General features: G+C 43.9%; 16 protein-coding genes. 8 read left to right on the forward strand and 8 right to left on the reverse strand.

Annotated elements, in window-relative coordinates:
• Positions 1–13 precede the first annotated feature (13 nt).
• Positions 14–1,810, reverse strand: coding sequence for a CHASE domain-containing protein (locus tag HBAL_RS16265; protein WP_159098030.1), 1,797 nt, complete (start codon positions 1,808–1,810; stop codon positions 14–16).
• A gap of 221 nt (positions 1,811–2,031) precedes the next feature.
• On the opposite strand from HBAL_RS16265, the gene HBAL_RS04495 reads away from it, so the two are divergent.
• Positions 2,032–3,093 carry a sensor histidine kinase gene (locus tag HBAL_RS04495; protein ID WP_159098031.1) on the forward strand — a complete coding sequence of 354 codons (1,062 nt, stop codon included), beginning with the start codon at positions 2,032–2,034 and terminating at the stop codon, positions 3,091–3,093.
• An 80-nt stretch (positions 3,094–3,173) separates the two neighbouring features.
• Here the strand turns inward: HBAL_RS04495 and HBAL_RS04500 are convergent, their stop codons facing one another.
• Positions 3,174–3,563 (reverse strand): YbaN family protein, encoded by a 390-nt coding sequence (locus tag HBAL_RS04500; protein WP_015826738.1) that lies wholly within the window; start codon positions 3,561–3,563, stop codon positions 3,174–3,176.
• 187 nt (positions 3,564–3,750) lie between these two features.
• On the opposite strand from HBAL_RS04500, the gene leuC reads away from it, so the two are divergent.
• Complete coding sequence (gene leuC, locus HBAL_RS04505; protein ID WP_015826739.1) at positions 3,751–5,151, forward strand: 3-isopropylmalate dehydratase large subunit; 1,401 nt, start codon at positions 3,751–3,753, stop codon at positions 5,149–5,151.
• Positions 5,152–5,184: 33 nt separating this feature from the next.
• Here the strand turns inward: leuC and HBAL_RS04510 are convergent, their stop codons facing one another.
• Positions 5,185–5,742: a D-glycero-alpha-D-manno-heptose-1,7-bisphosphate 7-phosphatase gene (locus HBAL_RS04510; protein ID WP_015826740.1), complete on the reverse strand. Its 558-nt coding sequence runs from the start codon at positions 5,740–5,742 to the stop codon at positions 5,185–5,187.
• An 84-nt stretch (positions 5,743–5,826) separates the two neighbouring features.
• Here HBAL_RS04510 and purU point away from each other — a divergent pair, with 84 nt between their 5' ends.
• Entirely contained in the window at positions 5,827–6,696 is an 870-nt protein-coding gene (gene purU, locus HBAL_RS04515; RefSeq protein WP_015826741.1) for a formyltetrahydrofolate deformylase, read from the forward strand.
• A 153-nt stretch (positions 6,697–6,849) separates the two neighbouring features.
• Complete coding sequence (locus HBAL_RS04520; RefSeq protein WP_015826742.1) at positions 6,850–7,131, forward strand: hypothetical protein; 282 nt, start codon at positions 6,850–6,852, stop codon at positions 7,129–7,131.
• Positions 7,132–7,189: 58 nt separating this feature from the next.
• On the opposite strand, the gene HBAL_RS04525 is transcribed toward HBAL_RS04520, so the two are convergent.
• Together HBAL_RS04525 and HBAL_RS04530 are read right to left on the reverse strand one after the other, a co-directional pair.
• On the reverse strand, positions 7,190–8,473 hold the full coding sequence (locus tag HBAL_RS04525; protein WP_015826743.1) for a TCR/Tet family MFS transporter: 1,284 nt from the start codon (positions 8,471–8,473) through the stop codon (positions 7,190–7,192).
• 200 nt (positions 8,474–8,673) lie between these two features.
• Positions 8,674–10,140, reverse strand: a complete 1,467-nt coding sequence (locus tag HBAL_RS04530; RefSeq protein ID WP_015826744.1) for a tetratricopeptide repeat-containing sulfotransferase family protein — start codon at positions 10,138–10,140, stop codon at positions 8,674–8,676.
• Positions 10,141–10,403: 263 nt separating this feature from the next.
• Here HBAL_RS04530 and HBAL_RS04535 point away from each other — a divergent pair, with 263 nt between their 5' ends.
• The gene (locus HBAL_RS04535) at positions 10,404–10,793 is read left to right on the forward strand and encodes a DUF952 domain-containing protein (RefSeq protein ID WP_015826746.1); all 390 of its coding nucleotides are present in this window, start codon (positions 10,404–10,406) and stop codon (positions 10,791–10,793) included.
• Positions 10,790–11,878, forward strand: a complete 1,089-nt coding sequence (locus tag HBAL_RS04540) for a quinone-dependent dihydroorotate dehydrogenase (protein ID WP_015826747.1) — start codon at positions 10,790–10,792, stop codon at positions 11,876–11,878. The genes HBAL_RS04535 and HBAL_RS04540 overlap by 4 nt, the downstream gene beginning before the upstream one ends.
• Positions 11,879–11,881: 3 nt before the next feature.
• Here HBAL_RS04540 and HBAL_RS04545 read toward each other — a convergent pair whose 3' ends face one another.
• Together HBAL_RS04545 and HBAL_RS04550 are read right to left on the reverse strand one after the other, a co-directional pair.
• Positions 11,882–12,316, reverse strand: a complete 435-nt coding sequence (locus HBAL_RS04545) for a DUF4112 domain-containing protein (protein WP_015826748.1) — start codon at positions 12,314–12,316, stop codon at positions 11,882–11,884.
• 22 nt (positions 12,317–12,338) lie between these two features.
• Positions 12,339–13,673, reverse strand: coding sequence for an MATE family efflux transporter (locus HBAL_RS04550; protein ID WP_015826749.1), 1,335 nt, complete (start codon positions 13,671–13,673; stop codon positions 12,339–12,341).
• A gap of 268 nt (positions 13,674–13,941) precedes the next feature.
• On the opposite strand from HBAL_RS04550, the gene HBAL_RS04555 reads away from it, so the two are divergent.
• Together HBAL_RS04555 and HBAL_RS04560 are read left to right on the forward strand one after the other, a co-directional pair.
• A complete protein-coding gene (locus HBAL_RS04555; RefSeq protein WP_015826750.1) occupies positions 13,942–14,565 on the forward strand; it encodes an MlaC/ttg2D family ABC transporter substrate-binding protein in 624 nt (207 codons plus the stop codon).
• 108 nt (positions 14,566–14,673) lie between these two features.
• The gene (locus HBAL_RS04560; RefSeq protein WP_015826751.1) at positions 14,674–15,576 is read left to right on the forward strand and encodes a histone deacetylase family protein; all 903 of its coding nucleotides are present in this window, start codon (positions 14,674–14,676) and stop codon (positions 15,574–15,576) included.
• 117 nt (positions 15,577–15,693) lie between these two features.
• Here HBAL_RS04560 and HBAL_RS04565 read toward each other — a convergent pair whose 3' ends face one another.
• A complete protein-coding gene (locus HBAL_RS04565) occupies positions 15,694–16,032 on the reverse strand; it encodes a UrcA family protein (protein WP_015826752.1) in 339 nt (112 codons plus the stop codon).
• Between the last annotated feature and the right edge of the window lie 22 nt (positions 16,033–16,054).

Below are 16,054 nucleotides of genomic sequence, written 5' to 3' on the forward strand. Positions count from 1 at the left end.
GGTAGAATAGAGGTTATTTGAGCGGTATTTTCAGTTTAAAGCAAGTATTATTATGGGTGTCGCAGTATTCGATAGTTCCCCCCATCAGTGCGGCGCTTTTTTCTATCATGTACAATCCAAGGCCGGAGCCGAAAGACACATTGCCATGAAAGCGTTGGAACATTTGAAAGAGTTGGGATTTCTTATGTTCGGGAATTCCAATGCCGTTATCGATAACTTCAAGTTTGAACATGGTGTCATTATTCGATGTTAAAATTTTGATGAATGAAGATTTATTATTTGTATCTTGGTATTTGATTGCATTTGAAATTAGATTTTCTGCAATAAGATTAAATCGAGATTCTTTTGTTCGAAGTTCTGCAGTGTGCGTTAATTCAATTTGAAAATCGACACGTTCGAAATTTTCCAAATGTGCAACTTGCTCGATAGACCGCTTTATTAATTTTTCAACGTCTATAAGGCGATTTTCTTCGGCCTGATGTTTTGTTTTGGTGAGTGATAAAATATCTCGTACCAGATTTTCGAGCTTCGTAAGAGATTGTTCCACATGAGAAAGGCTTACATCGGCGGTATCTAAATCTCCGCTGTGCATTGAGCTTTTTGCGATTTCAATTAGTCGAATGGACGATATCAAAGGTGAGCGCAAATCATGGGAGGATCTATAAGCAAATTCTTCCAGTTCTAAATTTGCAGTTTTTAATTCTGTTGTCCGTGACAGCACCAATTTTTCAACAATTTCGCGCTGTTTAGAATGTCGAGCAATCGAAATTGCGCTAAAAATTGCAAAGCCTGACCCCAAGAAGAAGATCAACCAAGGTTCAATACTTTTAATTTCATCAATGGATTGCTTTGTTGGTGTGAGGGAAACTTCCCAAGAACGGTTAAGAAAATCTACCTTAAAAGTGGATTTAAAGGCGTCATAAGTTTCTACACTTTGATGTGTGGCTGTATAAACTGGATCAGCTTTTCCATTTTCGGTAATATCATGAATTGAAATCACTGTATCTGCGTGTAAGTGTGCAAATACTTCTTCAAATAATTTGTCTATATTGACGGCCAGTGCCGTTACACCTGCGACTGGAGATGTTGCATCAGCAATGTTTACGGGAACTGCGTGAAATATGAGAATGCCAGGGCTTATTTTTTCTTGTGTCGGCATTTTAATTAATTCTGAAATTGTAGGGGTTCCGTTCTCGATAGCCGAATGCACAGCCAGAGAGAGATGTTCTCTGCTCAGAAAGTTTACCCCTAGCATGTTTTCGTTATGCGGCGTTGTCGGCTCCTGATAAAGCACTGGAAAATAATAGGGTTTTTCAGTAGAGATGCCAATGGGAATCCCATTCATTGCTTCTTTAATTGCGTAGTTTTCATACCCTTCATCGCGAACAAATTGTACAAAACTTTGTCGCTCTTCATTGGTGACTTTAGGTGCCCAAATTAGCGCTTCAATAAAGGAATGACGTTCAATCAGCTTTTTCGCAAATGTGTCAAACTCGGTACGGTCGACTTGCTCCGAAGACAAGAACATACTGTTCAGCGCTGTCAGCATGTCAACACTAATATGGATGTTATCATTGATCTCATGAATGGTTAATTCAAATCGTTTTTGAGAAAAATCACTTGCTATTAGGAGGTTCTGCTTTCGAAAGTGCATCCCGGTCCACGATGCAGCTAAGATGCCGATGGCAGCAATCACCAAAGGGAAAGTAAAAGCTCCATGTAAATGGAAGCTTTTGTTAAAAAAACTAACCTTGGAAGATTGATTATTCTTTCCTATCAAGTGCTGCAATCTCCTATCATTCAGTTTCACTTGGGAATTTAAGAATCATACTCAACTATACGTACAAGCAAGAAACAGAAAAGCCAAATCAATATGCATCTGTTAATTGTATTTGGACGAAGTCGAGACTCAGAATAGAGTGCTTTTTTTGTTGCTGGCGAAATGGTTATGTAGAGAAATCTTATAAAACACAGCGTTTTGAAATGGATATAGTGATCACTTGTTGATCGTATACAATGTCGGGGTATGAGTTGAAACAAATCTATAATTTATGGCTCATTATGCTTCCTCAAAAAAAAGTTGAGGTAGTAGAACAGCTCTCAGCATCGAGCTTTGATCCCTTAAAAGATGCTATTGTTATTTGTGAACCAAAATCGGCTGGTTGTTTGAGTGATGTGTCTAGGTTACTCGCAACTAAATTCGATTGGCCTGTCAAAAGTATCAAAAACGGCGATCCACTCTGCTCAAAAGGGGTGTTTCAGCTAGAGGAAGAATTCGATTTTTCTTCTGACAAGATGATAATGGTATCGACAATGGTGTTGCCAGATCAATCGCCACATATCGTTGTTGACGATAATAAGGTTCGTTTTGGGATGAATAAAGACTTGGTAACTGAAGAAGAGGCATCTTTATTTAGTTCTGATGAGATGTCCAAGATTGCATGTGCATTGTCGCATGATGTTCGGGCACCTGTTCGTCATATCACCCAATTTGCAAAATTAGCGACAGAAGTAGACGAGATACCTGAAGAGGTTTTGGAATATCTAAATATCATCAGTTCAAGTGGCCGGAATATGAATGAGCAGCTTGAGGCATTGGTGAAGTATATTCGGTTAAATTTGCAAGCACCAGAATTGAAGGCAATTGACTTGTCGCTATGTTTGGAAAAGGTGAAATCGCGCCTTAAAAATACAATATCGGCAGACGATTTAAATATACAACTGCATTGCGCTGAACAGGTATGGAGCGATCCTGAATTGCTAAGTGAAGTCCTCTACCAGCTCATAGATAACTCCATAAAATTCAGCAAAGATAAAGCTCTATTGGAAGTGAAGATTTTTGGAAAAAAAGAGGGCGATAATTTGGTGATTGAGTATCAAGATAATAGCGCTGGATTTTCGTATTTACCCTCTGATGCTTATTCAAGCGTTTTTCAAAAACTACATTCCAAGGAAGGTTTTCGAGGGGCTGGTATTGGATTGAGTTTATGCCGTAAAATTATGCATGGATTAAAGGGGACGTTTGTCATTGATGATTCAGACGAACCTGGCGTGAAAATCACATTGCAGCTTCCGGCTGGCCCTGCGGTTTAGAAGCAAACCCAAAATTATCGTACTTATTGCTCATGTCAGCCTATTTGCATGATTTTCAGGTGAGGGCTGGCTTGTCTTGTTTAGGTTTCTGCTGACGATTTGGGGCCGCTGGGGCGGCTCCATATGAATAAACCAACAAGAGGAAGTATAATTATTTGCGCGATGATGACTGGGTTTGGAGCGTGAAATAAATAGGCGGTTCCAAGGGTCGCAGCCATCATAATGCTTGCAATTATTTTTGCTTTTAGTGGGATGGCACCATGTTCATTCCAGTCACGAATGGGGGGACCTAAATGCTTGTGATTGATGAGCCAAGAATGCAATCGTTCAGAGCCGCGTGAGAAACAAAAAGCTGCAATCAAAAGAAACACTGTATGCGGCAATAGAGGTAGAATAATTCCTGCGACGCCAAGCGCTAAGGCAACGAAGCCACAAATCATCCATAAGAAGCGTTTTGCGCTCTGTGTCATATCAAGAAGTTGGCTTCCATTATGGTCGTTTTTAAAATACGCATTGAATCAGAAATGGCTCTTATAGGCATATAGTGCGCCTATTGTGAGAATGCATCAATGCAAAAGATTTGCAATCGCATTTGATTTTTGAAATTCAGCTCATGTGCTGCTTGCATCACGTGATTTGAAGCGGCATATAAGCGCCATGACACACAAAACTCTTTATGACAAAATTTGGGATGCTCACCTAACGCATGAAAATGCACAGACAGGTGAAGCGCTTTTATTCATTGATTTGCACTTGATACATGAAGTGACAACGCCGCAGGCTTTTGCTGGCTTGAAAGCTGCTGGACGCAAAGTACGACGTCCAGATCTTACGCTGGCAACGGCAGATCATAATACACCCACTGAAAATCAGGCAGCTGGTCTGGATGGTGTGAAGGATATTCAAGCCAAGACTCAGCTTGAAATGCTATCTGCTAATGTCAAAGAACACGGCATTGAATTTTACCCGATGGGACACATCAATAACGGCATTGTGCACGTGGTTGGTCCTGAACAAGGGCGTACGCAGCCGGGAATGACGATTGTATGTGGAGACAGCCACACGTCGACGCATGGTGCTTTTGGAGCCCTTGCGCATGGTATTGGGACGTCTGAAGTCGAGCATGTGCTAGCAACGCAGACTTTGCGTGCCCGCAAAATGAAAAACATGGCTGTTAAAGTCAGCGGTAAATTTCAAGAAGGTGTGGGTGCCAAAGACCTTGCTTTGCACTTAATTTCGATCATTGGAACAGCTGGTGGTACGGGATGTGTGATGGAATTTATGGGAGAAACTATCGAGAATATGTCGATGGAGTCTCGTATGACTTTGTGTAATCTGTCGATTGAGGGGGGGGCGCGTGCGGGTTTGGTTGCGCCTGACCAAACGACATTTGATTATATTCAAGGACGTCCATCTGCGCCCAAAGCCGGACAATGGGAAGCGGCGCTTTCTTATTGGAAAACATTGTTTTCAGATAAAGATGCCAATTGGGATGAGATTGTTGAAATTCGTGCTGAAGATGTCGGCCCGACTGCAACTTGGGGAACATCACCCGAGCAGGCATTGCCTCTAAGCGCAAATGCGCCAATTCCGTCTGAGATTGCCGATCCTATCAAACGCTCCGCTGCTGAACGCGCGTTGGAATATATGGGTATAAAGGCTGGTGAACCACTTAAAGACCTGAAAATTGATCGCGTCTTTATCGGGTCTTGCACCAATTCACGAATTGAAGATTTTCGTGCAGCTGCAGAAGTTGTTAAGGGCAAAAAAGTTGCGACAGGAGTACGCGCAATGGCGGTGCCGGGATCAGGACTTGTCCGCGCACAAGCTGAAGAAGAAGGCCTAGACAAGATTTTTCTTGAATCAGGTTTTGAATGGCGTGAACCAGGGTGTTCCATGTGTTTGGGGATGAACCCAGATACATTAGCTCCTCAAGAGCGGTGTGCCTCAACATCCAACCGGAATTTTGAAGGCCGGCAAGGACGCGGCGGACGTACGCATCTTGTTAGTCCTATCCTTGCCGCTAAGGCTGCTATAGCAGGCGTGTTGGGTGGTTAGATCAACAGCTTGAGATGTGAACCCTGAACCCTATCAGCTGGCGGAATCAAAAACTTTCTGGATGTTTTCGTCTTTGATTGTTTGAACAAATTCGAGCAAGTTATCTGCCTTAAACAGATAGCTTTTGATGCCCGCACCTTGGGCGGCGGTTATGTCTGTAGGCTTATCACCAATCAGGAATGAGGCTTCTTCAATTGTTGGGAAGTCTTCCATAGCTTTTAGCAACATGCCGGAAGCTGGTTTGCGATCTTCACTCTCGATGCAATAGCGCGTGACGCTGCCGCGTATATCATAAGGGCAGTAATAGATACGGTCTATTGAGGCGTTGTGCTTGGATAATTGAGATTGCATATATGCATGGACGCGGAACATATCTTCTTCGGTATAATGTCCATGCGCGATACCTGTCTGATTGGTGACGACGAAAACACGCCAGTTTGCTTTGTTAAAAGCGGCTATTGTGTCGATTGCGCCAGGTATAAACTCAAAGCCATCAGGTGTGTCGACATAGCCTTTGTCGACATTTATGACACCATCTCTATCAAGAAAGAGAGCAGGGCGTTTAGGCGATGAATATTCTCGTTTATTCACGTGTATTAAAATCTCTTGCTTGCACAATGCTGGTGCGATGGCTATTTGCACACTGATGCATTTTATAAGGACGACTTACAAGCCATGAATTCTATTCCTGACAATGACAGCTTCATTCTTCGCCTATCATGTAAGGATTCAATCGGGCTTGTGTCTGAAGTGGCGCGTTTTTTATCAGATCGACGGTTGTTTATCACCGAAAGTGCAAACTTTGGAGATCCAGCGACTGGCCTGTTTTTCTATCGTGTCAAATTCATTCCTGAAAGCAACGCGTTTTCTCGGTCAAATTTCAGTTCGGAATTCGAACCTGTTGCCAAAAAATGGGGTATGGATTGGGAATTGAGAGATGCGAAAGTTAAACCCAATGTGGTGATATTGGTCTCCAAGGGGGATCATTGTTTGAACGACTTATTGTATCGACACCGCACTGGTGCTCTCAATATCAATATTTCAGCGATTATATCCAATCACCTGACATGTGGTTGGTTAGCGGAAAGGCATGATGTGCCTTATTACCATGTACCGGTGAACAAGGATAACAAGCCGCAAGCTGAAGAGCGTATGCTGGATGTGATTGAGGATGTGAAGGCAGACCTCGTTGTATTGGCGAGGTATATGCAGGTCTTATCAGATGATATGTGCCGTAAACTAGAGGGAAGATGTATCAATATACATCACTCCTTCTTGCCATCGTTTAAGGGAGCAAAACCTTATCATCAGGCCTTTGATCGCGGTGTAAAGCTGGTGGGAGCGACAGCGCATTATGTGACGCCGGATTTGGATGAAGGTCCGATTATCTCTCAGGCGGTTGAACCTGCTGACCATCGGCTAACAGCTGAAGATATGGCTGCATTAGGCCGTGATACAGAAGCGCGCGTGCTTGCGCGTGCTGTTAAACTCCACACTGAGGGGCGTATTTTTAGCAATCAAAACAAGACGGTCGTTTTCGGCTAGGTGTTTCAACTGCATCAAGCTTTTGCGCAAATGCTTTGATTATGTTTGAGTGTTATAAATTGGGCTTGAAGAAGTATTTGCTTTGCGAATATCTTCTGAAGATGATTTGTTCTTTGTCAAAAATATAGAAATGCATGTGATAGGGGTTTGATTATGCAAGATTTATTTCCACTGCTGTTAAATGGAGTCGGAGGTGCTGTGCTTGGCCCGATTCTTATGAAGCTTGTCGGCGGCAAAGGGAATTTAGGCACGATTATGGGGCTTATCGGCGGTGTTGCAGGCGGCGTTGGAGCCGGGCAATTATCAGAGATGGTCAATCTGGATCTTGCATCCATTATGGGCGGCGGAGACATGATGCGTATGCTTGCCAACCTTATTGAAGGCGGTGTAGGTGGCGGCATTCTAGGCGTTTTGGCTGGTAAAATCGCCAAATAGTCTCGACACAAAATTTAAAGAAAAAGCAACGCGCTGAGCATTGGTTCAGCGCGTTTTTTTATGGAATTTGCTGTGTTTCTTGGTCAAGTGGCGTGGCGAGAACTGCTTTGGCATCATCTATTTTCTTGGCATCGGTATGTTTTAAACCGATCCAGATAAAGGGTGCGGCACATAAAGCGAGTACTGCTGCCAATATGAAAGGCGCACCTATGAATTGTATGGGCGCATCTTCTGCTGAAAAGCTAGATAACACCTGAGTCATCATGATAGGGGCGATAATCTGAGCAAGGGCTTGTAGACTACTTTGTGCCCCTTGAAGTTCGCCTTGTGCGTTTTTGGCTGTTTGTGAAGAAGTGATTGCATTTAAGGCTGGCATGGTTAAACCACCCAACGCAGAAAACGGGATGATCATATAGACGATCCAAGGCAATCCGGCGAAAGCAAATCCAATATAACAAAGGATTGAGACGCTGAGGCCTAGCCACACTGTGTTTGCCGAGCCAAAGCGTTTGATAACTATACCTATCAAACCGCCTTGTACGATAGCGGCAGTTAATCCCATTATACTGAGTGAAATCCCAATTTCTTTGGCTGTCCAATTATATCGGATTTCGCCGTGGAATGACCAAATAGCTGGGTAGACATTATGTGCCAGAGAAAACAAGCCGACAGCTAGCAATAGCCACGCGATATGGGGGAGTTTCACAAAGTGTTTGAATGCACCAAAAGGATTGGCCCGGGCTAGATCAAACGAGCGTCTGTTTTCGGGATCTAAAGATTCCGGTAGCACAAACAAACCATATAAAAATGAGATGAAAGAAAGCGCTGCTGCAGCAAAGAAAGGGGCACGCATGTGTATGTCCCCCAAAATACCGCCCAATGCAGGCCCGATGATGAAGCCAAGACCAAACATTGCCCCAATCATTCCAAATGCTTTGCCGCGATTTTCTGGCTCTGTTACGTCGGCAATATAAGCATTGGCTGTTGAAAAGGTCGCTCCAGATATTCCAGATAAGACGCGCCCGATAAATAGCATCCAGATGGACGAAGCTAATCCGCTAATTAGAAAATTCACGCCCAGCATAGCAACAGAAATCAGGATGACAGGCCGACGACCAAAGCGATCTGATATGCCGCCTAGCAATGGTCCAAATATGAAATTCATAAGTGCGTAGACAGCGATGATTGGTCCGGCCCAAGCAACAGCTTCTACGTTTTCTAAACCAGTGAGTTCGGAAATAAGTTGCGGCATAACCGGCATCACAAGTCCAAAGCCGATCATGTCCATTAACACGACAATCAAGACAAAGAAAAACGCATTTTTACCGTGTTTTTTAGACATCTACGCGGACGACTTTCTGTAATAATTTCTATGGAAGCTTAATGGATATGGATGTTCTTGATCGTGAAACAACCATAGGCATGAGTCTTTCAAAATTTAACCCGCCATATTCATAAAATAGGCGGGTTAAATAGAAGTTCACTATCGCTTTAATCTGAGTTCAAGCTGATTGTGTTGTCTGTCTTGCATAATAAAACGGACTAGGCTTTGGCTGCTGCATATGCAGTTTTAAATGCCGACATGTATTGCGCGTTGGCAGCGCCTTTTCCAATGGCATCGGTGTAGATTGGTTTGCTAATCCCAACAATACTGGAGCTGACAATTGGATTGTTTGGCACAGCATGTGTGGGTTGAATTTCAGCTGAAGCGTCTAATCCGCAATGTGCGTAAATGCGTGCACGTTCTGCTTCTGGATTTGCGACCAAATCTTCATAATTGACAATGAGGAGTGCATCGCCAAGGGAAGGTGCAATTGCTTCGAAGAGCTTTTCTTCTTGTGCGAGGTGTTCACCAAGGTTTTCTTGATTAAAGGACCATCTACCACCATTGGCAAAACATGTTTTGAATTGTGAATACGCAGTGTCTTCAATGTTGCGGCGGATCCAGATGAGAGGTGCTTTTGGCATTGCGTGGTGAATGATTGGGGCAAGACGTGCTTGCGCCAATGTGCGGTCGACAATACGGCCTTCAGCACCAAAGCGTGATTTGATCATGTGGTAATATGCTGCCGCCATATCGCGCCAGGGGTTTTCGTATTTTGACTGAAGTTGAAGCAATTCTTCGGATGATACGCCTTTAAGTGTCGCGGCGGCCAATGAGAATAATCCGGTGGAATCACCGCCAGCGACATCTGGATGTCCCACGAGCATACGCTGGATAAGGGTTCCGCCTGAACGTAGATTTCCAAATACGAAAATTGCACGATTGGATGTGTCGGGACTTGGTTTCAATTGCGCGAAGGTGTTTTGACGAATGGAGGCGAGGATGTCGTCTACATTTTTACGGTTATTCTCTTTGTCATATGGTGCCGCTTTGTTCATCAAATTCGCACCAACATTCAATGCATGCCATGCTTGTTCTGTTTCGCCTAAATCACGCATCATTTTGGAGAGTGCGTAAAGATAGATACCTTGGTTCGTTTGTGAGGTTGAACCTATCGTGCTTTGAAGTTTTAGTAGATCTTTTACGATAGGATCATCGGGCGTGAAGTTGTGTATTGTCGCTAATTCTAGCCAGTGAATGGCCGATTTAGGCTGAATGAAAATCGCTTTTTTAAGGCTTTCTTCCGCTTCAGCAAATTGTCCCTGCTGAGCTTGCAATGTGCCCAAAATGTTCCAGCCGGGTGCAAAGTCCTTTGCTGTTTTTACGACACGGTGCGCCATTTTTATTGCGTTTGGATAGTCTCCAACATCAGCAAGAAGTGTCGCAGCTTTAAGCGCAGTATTGGAGCTTGAATCACCTGCAACTGCATGGGTTGCATAAAAGCGAGTTGTCGCTGTTTCACCTATGGTTGCAGCTAATTGTGCAAGACCAAGGCGGTGAACAGTTTCCTCTGGTAGATCTTTGGCTTGCTCCGTGAGAAGGCGGGCTGCTTTGTTGCGATTATTGTTCTCAAGCGCCTCTTGAATTTCTTTCAATTTGGCAGGCAATAAAGTCTCGGTTTCCATATCTTCTCTACGTTTTTTAGTATCGCATAGGTTTTCCTATGCCGGGACAAACTCAACTTAAACTATACTATGGCCGTAAAAATCTATCCTTCATACTTAATGTGAAGGCTTTTAACCATTCTCAGGACTCTTCTAATCACTTCTACGCGATTGTTGAACGTCCTAATTGGAGATTTTTTCAGTTTTCCGTAGTTCTAGGTCCTGCATCGTGATTTTTTAATGACAAAGGCGACGTAAATAATGAATTTACTCTGGATTAAAGCGTGATTGTTGGTCAAAACGTCATTATGGAAAATCGATTACTTTTTAAAATATTGGATGCGACGGCTTGGCAAGCAGCTATTGCTGGTGAGCTAGTACAAGCGCCCGTGGACATAGCTGATGGCTATGTGCATTTTTCAACAGCTTTTCAGGTGCAAGAGACGCTAGATAAGTGGTTTCAAGGCGAGGAAGAAGCCGTTTTGATTGCCTTTGATGCTAATGCTTTTGGTGATCAATTGAAATGGGAAGTGTCTCGTGGAAATGACAAATTCCCGCATGTCTATGGTGAAGTGAGAGCAAATCAGGCGATAAAGGTCTGGTATATGGACATTGGGCCATCTGGTGCGCCGCAGGCCCCAGATGATGCTCTCAAATTTGAGTTGCCTGAATGACAATAATTGATGTGTTGGGCCTCGCGCTTATTCAGCAATTGCCGCCAGAAACAGCGCATCGAGCAACGATAGCGGCGATGAAGTTTGGATTGGCTGGCAAAGCAAAGCCGCTGTCAAAAAAGCAATCTGAGCGTCTAAAAGTTCATTTGCCAATTTCAGGATTGGATTTGCCAAATCCGTTGGGCATAGCCGCAGGGTTTGATAAAAACGCAGATGCTTTTGTACCCAGCCTCGCGCTAGGCTGTGGCTTTGTTGAATGTGGAACGGTGACGCCGCAGCTACAAGACGGAAACCCAAAACCGCGTCTCTTCAGATTGAAAGAAGATGGCGGTGTTATCAATCGCATGGGGTTTAATAATTCTGGATTGGACAGCTTTGTTCACCGTTTGAAAAATGGTGCGGCCAATCAGGGTGTTGTCGGTGCGAATGTGGGTGCCAATAAAACGTCTGAAGGTGAAAAACGGGTTGGTGATTATGTCGATGGGATTAAGGCTGTTTGGCAATATTGTGCTTATATAACCCTCAATATTTCATCCCCCAACACACCAGGACTGAGAGGGCTTCAAAATAAATCCGATCTGAGCGCATTACTGACGGCTGCGTCTGAAACCATTCTTGAAATGGAAGATCGGCATAAAACCAAACGCCCCGTATTCTTAAAAATAGCGCCTGATATTGATGAAGAAGCGATAAGGGATATTGTTGACACTGTTCTTCTCGCTAAGGGAATGACAGGGCTGATCGTATCCAATACGACCATTGAGCGTCCTAGCTTTTTGCAAAGTGAAAATGCAAAGCAAACAGGCGGATTATCTGGAAAGCCTTTGTTTGAGAAATCGACACAGGTTTTAAAACAAGTCGCACGGATAGCCGATGGGCAATTGGATATTATTGGAGCAGGAGGCATTCATGATGCTAAATCTGCATATCTCAAAATACGCGCAGGTGCCCATTGTTTTCAATTGTATTCGGCACTTGTTTATGAAGGCGCAGCGCTCATTCCCGAAATTCTAAATGGTTTAGATCAATTGCTGGAAGCAGATGGCTTTAGTCAGCTAAGTGAAGCTGTAGGTGCAGACCTGTAAGCACTAGGCATTGTGTATTGCGTCCGTTTTTTCTCCCTTTTTCTCCAGATGTCTAACAAGCATATTGATGTTCATGGAGTTAGACCTGAAGGCGAGGTCGAATATATCACCTAGGAATGGGAAAGCCCCCAAAATCATGTCGACAAGCAAATTGATCAACATGCGAACGATGAGAAGGAAAGAGGCTCCAAGATGCATAGCCCTGACAATGATATAAAGTCCCAATATCGCAGTTAGGACATCGCCAATTCCGGGAATTAATCCGATTAAGCTGTCTATCCCGAATTTCATATTGAAGCCGGGAATGGTAAAACGAGAATCCAACAGTCTAGCGAGTGCCTCGACATCGGAAACCTTGTCTATTTTATCTTGATTGGATGAATCTGGCTTTTGAAGTGTTTCGTTCAAATCAGCATTATTTTCTGTATTGCTCGACATTGAGATCATCCACTTGGTTTGATTATTTATTTGCGTCAATACGATGAATTAACTGAGGTAGGAAGGCACCAAGTGTTATTGCCCGTAAAACATAAGAGGCATTGAAGGCTATCCATACACCCCAATTGCCCATTGGGTGTAGCGCCAAATCCAATGCAATATATATGATTAATGTCATCACTGTGCTTGAGCGCATTGCGGCGGTGTTGGTTGTTCCAATGAAAATCCCGTCCAATTGCCAAGCAACAACACCCAGCACAGGTGCAGCGGCCGCCATAGGCAAAAACAATTTTGCAGTTTGTACAATTTCCTGATTTTTAACGACGATATCAATAAAAGTATTGCCGCCAAAATAGATAGCGATTGCTGCTAACAATGCCCCGCTAAATGCAAATTCAGTTGTGAGTTTGACGGCATTCCAGAAGTGTTGTTTTGATTTTGCGCCAAAAGCTGCACCGACGCGCGCTTCAGCTGTTACCGCAAAAGCATCTAGGACAAATGCGGAAACCGTCAGCATCTGCATGAGTACGTGATTGGCGGCAAGCTGTATTTCACCTTGGCGTGCGCCTGAATTTGCAAACCATGTCAAAAGCGCCAAAAGCGCCATTGTTCGGATCATAATATTGCCATTCACGGCAAACATATGCTTGAGGCGGTCTTTGTTCAAAAGAGAAGTGAGCTGGAGAATATGTGGTTTTAGCCCACCATTTTTGGAGATGAGGACTGCACAAATGATTAAACCAGAGATAAGGGCACACCATTCTGCTATAGCTGTTCCCCAGCCAACGCCTTCGGCTCCCATGTCTAATTCAATGACGAAATAAAGATCCAATAATATGTTTGCGGAATTGGTGATGATTTGAAGCGCTAACGCCCATTTGCTTTTTCCAAGGCCAAGGAGCCAACCATTGATTGCGTAACTTGCAAGGATAGCAGGGGCTCCCCAAAATCGAGCAGAGGCATAGCCTGTGGCAGCGGTTTCAACGTCTGGGCCGGCTTGCAGAATTTGGAATGCCGTTGAAATAAATAGTAATTGCAAAATGGTGAGGACGGCACCGATAATACATCCAATTAAAACCGACCGCACAAGAATTGACTGAACTTCGTTTGTGTTATCTGCGCCTATAGCCTGCGCGGTTAGGCCGGTGACGCCCATACGAAGGAAACCGAAACTCCAAAATATGAAGCCGATCACTGAAGCGCCCAAGGCGACGCCAGCAAGCTCTGTCGCGTCTCCTGTGCGCCCAATAATGGCCGTATCAACTAGTCCAACCAAAGGTATGGAAGCTTGAGAAAGCAAAATAGGCCAAGCTTGGGACAGGACATCTTTGCGAGTCAAAATTGGCAAACTGTGCATATGAGAGCTTTAAATCCGTTGGAAGGTTAATGGCCAAAGGTTTGTGCCTTAGTCATCGCTCTCTCAAAGAGCGAAACTATCTTTAGAGGGCATCGCGCGCGCTCGCAATAACTCGATCACAATGAGTTGAATGATACCTGAATAAGGCGTGATTGCTGGCATCTTGTTTCTGATGGCTGAAAACTTATTTGAAATTTTCAAGTTTCGATAGGGAACTATATTAATGCTGACGTGTTGTACTGTTAAGCAATCGCAAGGGATCTACGTTATGAAGAAACTTTTGTTATCAACAGCAATCTTGTTGTCAGTCCCTGTGGCTGCAGCGCAAGTGTCATCGCCCTACCTTGTCAAAACAGGTGTGACGAATTCTGTTAAAGAAGATGTTTCAAAATTGGATGCTAGAGGTCTCGTTGACCTAGCAGGACAGTCCGCGATTGAATTTTTAAATGATGGTTCGATTAGCCAACAAGAAGCAGAGGCGCTTTTAGTCTTTCTTGATATTGATCGTGTGGCGCGCTTCACACTTGGGCGTTACGGTCGCAGTCTGACTGATGAAGAATTTGGACGTTTTAAAGTAGCGTTTGAAAAATATGCTGCACAGCAATTTAGGTCGCACCTGTCTGGGTTTGAAGGTGCCGATATAAAAATTATCGAAACCGTAAAGCGCAAGCCAAATGATGCTGTTGTGAAAACAGAAGTCAAAACGGCGGATGGAGACATTCAGAAGGTGAATTGGCGTGTTCTGAAACGTCAAGATCAATGGAATGTTGTCGATGTTGAAGCTTTAGGTTTTTGGTTTGCCATTGAGCAGCGTGCTCAGTTTTCTTCGACGCTAGATCAATCGAATGGTGACATTGAAGTGTTGATCGAAACGCTCAAGAATAAAAAATAAAAACGACGAAATACCTAAAAAGCGCCTGACATGAGAATGTAGGGCGCTTTTTTGTGCCAAATTTGAGAATAGATTGCAAATAGGGCTAGTTTTGTAGTAGCGATAATTATGCTTCCTATTGTTCATCATCCTTTATATGACGCATCTTCGGTATCTGATAAGCATCGTTTTCCTATGCGAAAATATTCGCTTTTGCCGCTAAAGCTTATGGAAGCAGGTCTTGCATATCCAAATAGTTTTCACCTACCTGAATTGGCTTCGGCAGAGGAGTTAAGTGCTGCTCATAGCGTTCAATATGTGGCTGCTGTTCTTTCTGGGAATTTAGATAGAGCCGCTCAAAAGAAACTCGGATTTGAGTGGTCAATTGATGTTTCCAATCGTGCAAGGGCATCTGCTGCGGGCAGTTTGCTGGCTGGAAAACTTGCATTGAAACACGGTGCTGCGGCTAATACTGCGGGAGGATCGCATCATGCTGGCTATGATTATGGAGCAGGTTTTTGTGTGTTTAATGATGTCGCCGTTGCGGTTTTAAACATGCTCAACGCTAAATTGGTAGAGCGTGTTTTAATCGTTGATCTTGATGTCCATCATGGAGATGGAAGCGCGCGCATATTTGCCAATGATCAACGCGTTTTCACTTTTTCCATGCATTGCGAAGACAATTGGCCACGTGAAAAACCGCCGTCTGATTTGGACGTTGGATTGGCCAAGGGGCTAGAAGACGAGGCTTATTTGGCAGCATTGAAATGGTCTCTTTGTGAAGCGCTGGAGCGATCATCACCGCAGATTGTCTTTTATAATGCGGGTGTAGATCCTCATATTGAAGATAGGCTTGGATTGTTAAACCTGTCTGATGCTGGATTGCAGGCGCGTGATAAATGGGTTGCCAACACTTGCCGAGACTTGGGCGTGCCGGTGGTTGGTGTGCTGGGTGGTGGATATAGTCAAAGCGCCGAAGATGTGGCGCGCCGCCATGTTTTTATGTTTGAAGCTTTAAATGATATTCTCTAAGAGGTGATTTTAAATCATCATGAAAAAAGGTCGGAGATATGGGAACTCCGACCTTTTATATTGCCTGACCGCAAGTGGGTGTGAGCGGGGGGACCAGGCAATTTTTAGTGACAACACTTAACTTGACGATTTAATCGCTTGGCGTTGTGCTAATTGTTGCGATGCTTGAATGGATTTTACGGCATCATCCATAGCGATTGTCACACATTCGTTTTGAAGACGTTGGTTAAGCAAAGTCAGGCGTTGTGATGACATTGAGCAAGCTCTTTTGGCGCCAGCTTCAATACGTTCCATTACATTGTGTTTCCCAGCTTCAGTTTGCAGTTCTTCAGCGGAATAGCTGAATTCAAATTGAACAGGTTCTTGGGCAGAAGCTGCGGGGGCGACAATTCCGCCAATAGATAGAGCTGCGATAGCTAAAACGGCGATTGATAAATTGCTTTCTAGGTTTTTCATTTGGGCTGTTCCTTGGTTTTTG

The sequence above is a fragment of the Hirschia baltica ATCC 49814 genome (assembly GCF_000023785.1).
Classification (GTDB): Bacteria; Pseudomonadota; Alphaproteobacteria; order Caulobacterales; family Hyphomonadaceae; genus Hirschia; species Hirschia baltica.